The 3279-nt window shown below is 73.4% G+C and carries 3 protein-coding genes; 1 reads left to right on the top strand and 2 read right to left on the bottom strand.

From position 1 onward, the window contains the following. Both HUW36_RS28855 and rapZ read right to left on the bottom strand, forming a co-directional pair. On the bottom strand, positions 1 to 228 hold a 228-nt coding region (locus HUW36_RS28855; protein WP_174531005.1), incomplete at its 3' end, for a gluconeogenesis factor YvcK family protein. Beyond that, a complete protein-coding gene (gene rapZ / locus HUW36_RS28860) occupies positions 225 to 1145 on the bottom strand; it encodes an RNase adapter RapZ (protein WP_425487274.1) in 921 nt (306 codons plus the stop codon). The genes HUW36_RS28855 and rapZ, both read right to left, overlap by 4 nt. Positions 1146 to 1343: 198 nt before the next feature. On the opposite strand from rapZ, the gene recQ reads away from it, so the two are divergent. Then, complete coding sequence (gene recQ, locus HUW36_RS28865; protein ID WP_174531006.1) at positions 1344 to 3185, top strand: DNA helicase RecQ; 1842 nt, start codon at positions 1344 to 1346, stop codon at positions 3183 to 3185. Positions 3186 to 3279: the final 94 nt, after the last annotated feature.

Here is a 3279-nt window from a genome sequence, read left to right on the forward strand (position 1 = left end):
CCGGGTCGCCGGGTGGTCCCCGGCCAGGGCCACCAGCGCCTGCCGCAGGTCGCCCGGGGGCAGGCCGCCGCGCTCGGCGCGCAGCCGTCCACTGGAGCCGCCGTCGTCACCGACCGTGACCACCGCGGTGATGTCCAGGTCCAGTCCGGGTACGCAGTGTCGCAGCGCCCGCAGCGACGCCGAGAGACCGTGCCCGCCGCCGAACGCGACCACCCTGGTCGGGGTCATTCCCGCCCCAGGTCCCGGTGCTGGGCGTTGGCGGCGATGCCGGAGCGGCGCAACCGGGCGGCCAACTCCTCGGCGATCGCCACGCTGCGGTGCTTGCCACCGGTGCAGCCGACGGCCACGGTCAGGTAGCGCTTGCCCTCCCGCTCGAAGCCGGCCGTGGTGGCGTTGACCAGGTCGGCGTAGCCGGCGACGAACGCGTCCGCGCCCTCCTGGCCCAGCACGTACGCGCTGACCGCCTCCTCCCGGCCGGTGTGCTCGCGCAGCTCCGGCACCCAGTACGGGTTCGGCAGGAAGCGGGCGTCCATCACGAAGTCGGCGTCCGGCGGCAGGCCGTACTTGAAGCCGAAGGACAGCACCGTGATCCGCAGCCGGCGGGCGTCCTCGCCGCCGAACAGCTCCTCCACCCGGCGGCGCAGCTGGTTGACGTTCAGGTGGCTGGTGTCGATGATCACGTCGGCCTGGTCGCGGGCCTCCTCCAGCAGCGCCCGCTCCACGGCGATGCCGTCGGCCAGCCGCCCGTCACCCTGCAACGGGTGCGAGCGGCGCACGCTCTCGAACCGCCGGATCAGCACCTCGTCGTCGGCGTCCACGAAGACCACCCGGGGGGAGAAGCCGCGCTCGCGCAGCTCCCGGATCGCCCCGGCCAGGTCGGTGGAGAAGGCGCGCGAGCGCACGTCCAGCACCATCGCCGTACGCCGGGCCGCGCCGCCGGCCTTGAACGCCAGCTCGGCCATGTCGAGCAGGAGCGCCTGGGGCAGGTTGTCGACCACGTAGTAGCCGACGTTCTCCAGAGCCCGCGCCACCGTGCTGCGCCCGCCGCCGGACAGGCCGGTCACCACCACCAGGGAGGTGTCCGCCTCGCTCGGCGGCGTCTCGCCGGCCCGCCCCAGGTCCTCCGCCGTCCGCGCCTCGCTCACCCGCGTACCCCCAGCCGTGGCGCCGCGGCCGAGCGGCCGCGCATGGTCAGTCGCCGACTCTAACGGCTGCGACCCTGCCCGGGATTCCACGGGGTGACCACCGGAACAGGTCGTTGCCCGATTTGTCGGGCCCACCGGCCCGCCACACGCCCGCGCGGGGGCCGGGGGGTTGTCGGCGGGCGCTCGTAGACTGCGCGGATGGTCTCCCCCACCGACGAGCGGACCGAGGACGCGCTACGGGTGCTGCGCCGGGTCTTCGGCTACGACGCCTTCCGCGGCTTCCAGCAGGAGGTCGTCGAGCACGTGGTGGCCGGCGGCGACGCCCTGGTGCTCATGCCCACCGGTGGCGGCAAGTCGCTGTGCTACCAGATCCCGGCGCTGGTCCGCGACGGCGTGGCGGTGGTCGTCTCCCCGCTGATCGCGCTCATGCAGGACCAGGTCGACGCGCTCACCGCGGTCGGCGTCCGGGCCGGCTTCCTCAACTCGACCCAGGAGCCCGGCGAGCGACGCCGGGTCGAGGCGGCCTACGTCGCCGGCGAGCTGGACCTGCTCTACCTGGCGCCGGAGGGGCTCGCCGTGCGGTCCACCCTCGGCCTGCTGGAACGCGGCCGGATCGCCCTGTTCGCAATCGACGAGGCGCACTGCGTCTCGCAGTGGGGGCACGACTTCCGCCCCGACTACCTCAACCTGTCGATGCTGCACGAGCGCTGGCCGGACGTGCCCCGGATCGCGCTGACCGCCACCGCGACCCGGGCCACCCGCACCGAGATCGCCACCCGGCTCCAGCTCACCGACGCCCGGCACTTCGTGGCCAGCTTCGACCGGCCCAACATCCAGTACCGGATCGTGCCCAAGCGGGAGCCCCGCAAGCAGTTGCTGGGCCTGCTGCGCGACGAGCATCCGGGCGACGCCGGCATCGTCTACTGCCTGTCCCGGGCCTCGGTGGAGAAGACCGCCGAGTTCCTGGTCGCCAACGGCATCCCCGCGCTGCCCTACCACGCCGGGCTGGACGCCGGCACCCGCGCCACCAACCAGCAGCGCTTCCTGCGCGAGGACGGGCTGGTCATGGTGGCCACGATCGCGTTCGGCATGGGCATCGACAAGCCCGACGTCCGCTTCGTCGCCCACCTCGACCTGCCCAAGTCGGTCGAGGGCTACTACCAGGAGACCGGTCGCGCCGGCCGCGACGGGCTGCCCTCGACGGCGTGGCTGGCGTACGGGCTCCAGGACGTGGTGCAGCAACGCAAGATGATCGAGACGTCGGAGGGCGACCTGGCGCACCGGCGCAACCTCGCCGCGCACCTCGACGCGATGCTGGCGCTCTGCGAGACGGTGCGCTGCCGCCGCGCGCAGTTGCTCGAATACTTCGGCGAGCCCGGCGCGGCCAACTGCGGCAACTGCGACACCTGCCTCGACCCGCCGGAGTCCTGGGACGGCACGGTCGCCGCGCAGAAGCTGCTCTCCACCGTCTACCGGCTCGACCGGGAACGCAATCAGCGCTTCGGCGCCGGGCACAGCATCGACATCCTGCTCGGCAAGCACACCGACAAGATCGACCAGCACGGCCACGACACGTTGAGCACGTTCGGCATCGGCACCGAGCTGCGCGACGCCGAGTGGCGCGGCGTGGTGCGGCAGTTGCTCGCCGAGGGCCTGCTCGCCGTCGAGGGCGACTACGGCACGCTGGCCCTGACCGAGGCCAGCGCGGACGTGCTCGGCCGGCGGCGCACCGTCACCCTGCGCAAGGAGCCGGAGCGACCGCTGTCCGGCCGGGCCGCGAAGCCTCGGGGCGCGGCCACCGTCGTCGCCGACCTCTCCCCCGCCGCCGCGCCGGTCTTCGAACGGCTCCGCGCGTGGCGCGCGGCCACCGCCAAGGAGCAGGGCGTCCCGGCGTATGTGATCTTCCACGACGCCACCCTGCGCCAGATCGCCGCCGAGCCGCCGGCCTCGCTGGCCGAACTGTCCCGCGTCAACGGGGTGGGCGAGAGCAAGCTAGCCAAGTACGGCGAGGGAATCCTCGCGGTCCTCGCCGAAGGCTGACAAAGGGCCCGACCCCGGTGGTGGGGTCGGGCCCTTGTCGGTGGTGTGGGTCAGCTGGTGCTGTAGCCGCGGGTGGCGATCCAGTCGGCGAGGT

Source organism: Micromonospora maritima, assembly GCF_902825405.1.
In the GTDB taxonomy this organism is placed as follows: domain Bacteria; phylum Actinomycetota; class Actinomycetes; order Mycobacteriales; family Micromonosporaceae; genus Micromonospora; species Micromonospora maritima.

Bases quoted from the DNA above. Each gene is read 5' to 3' on its own strand.
- recQ (WP_174531006.1), top strand. From the start codon at position 1,344: ATGGTCTCCCCCACCGACGAGCGGACCGAGGACGCGCTACGGGTGCTG.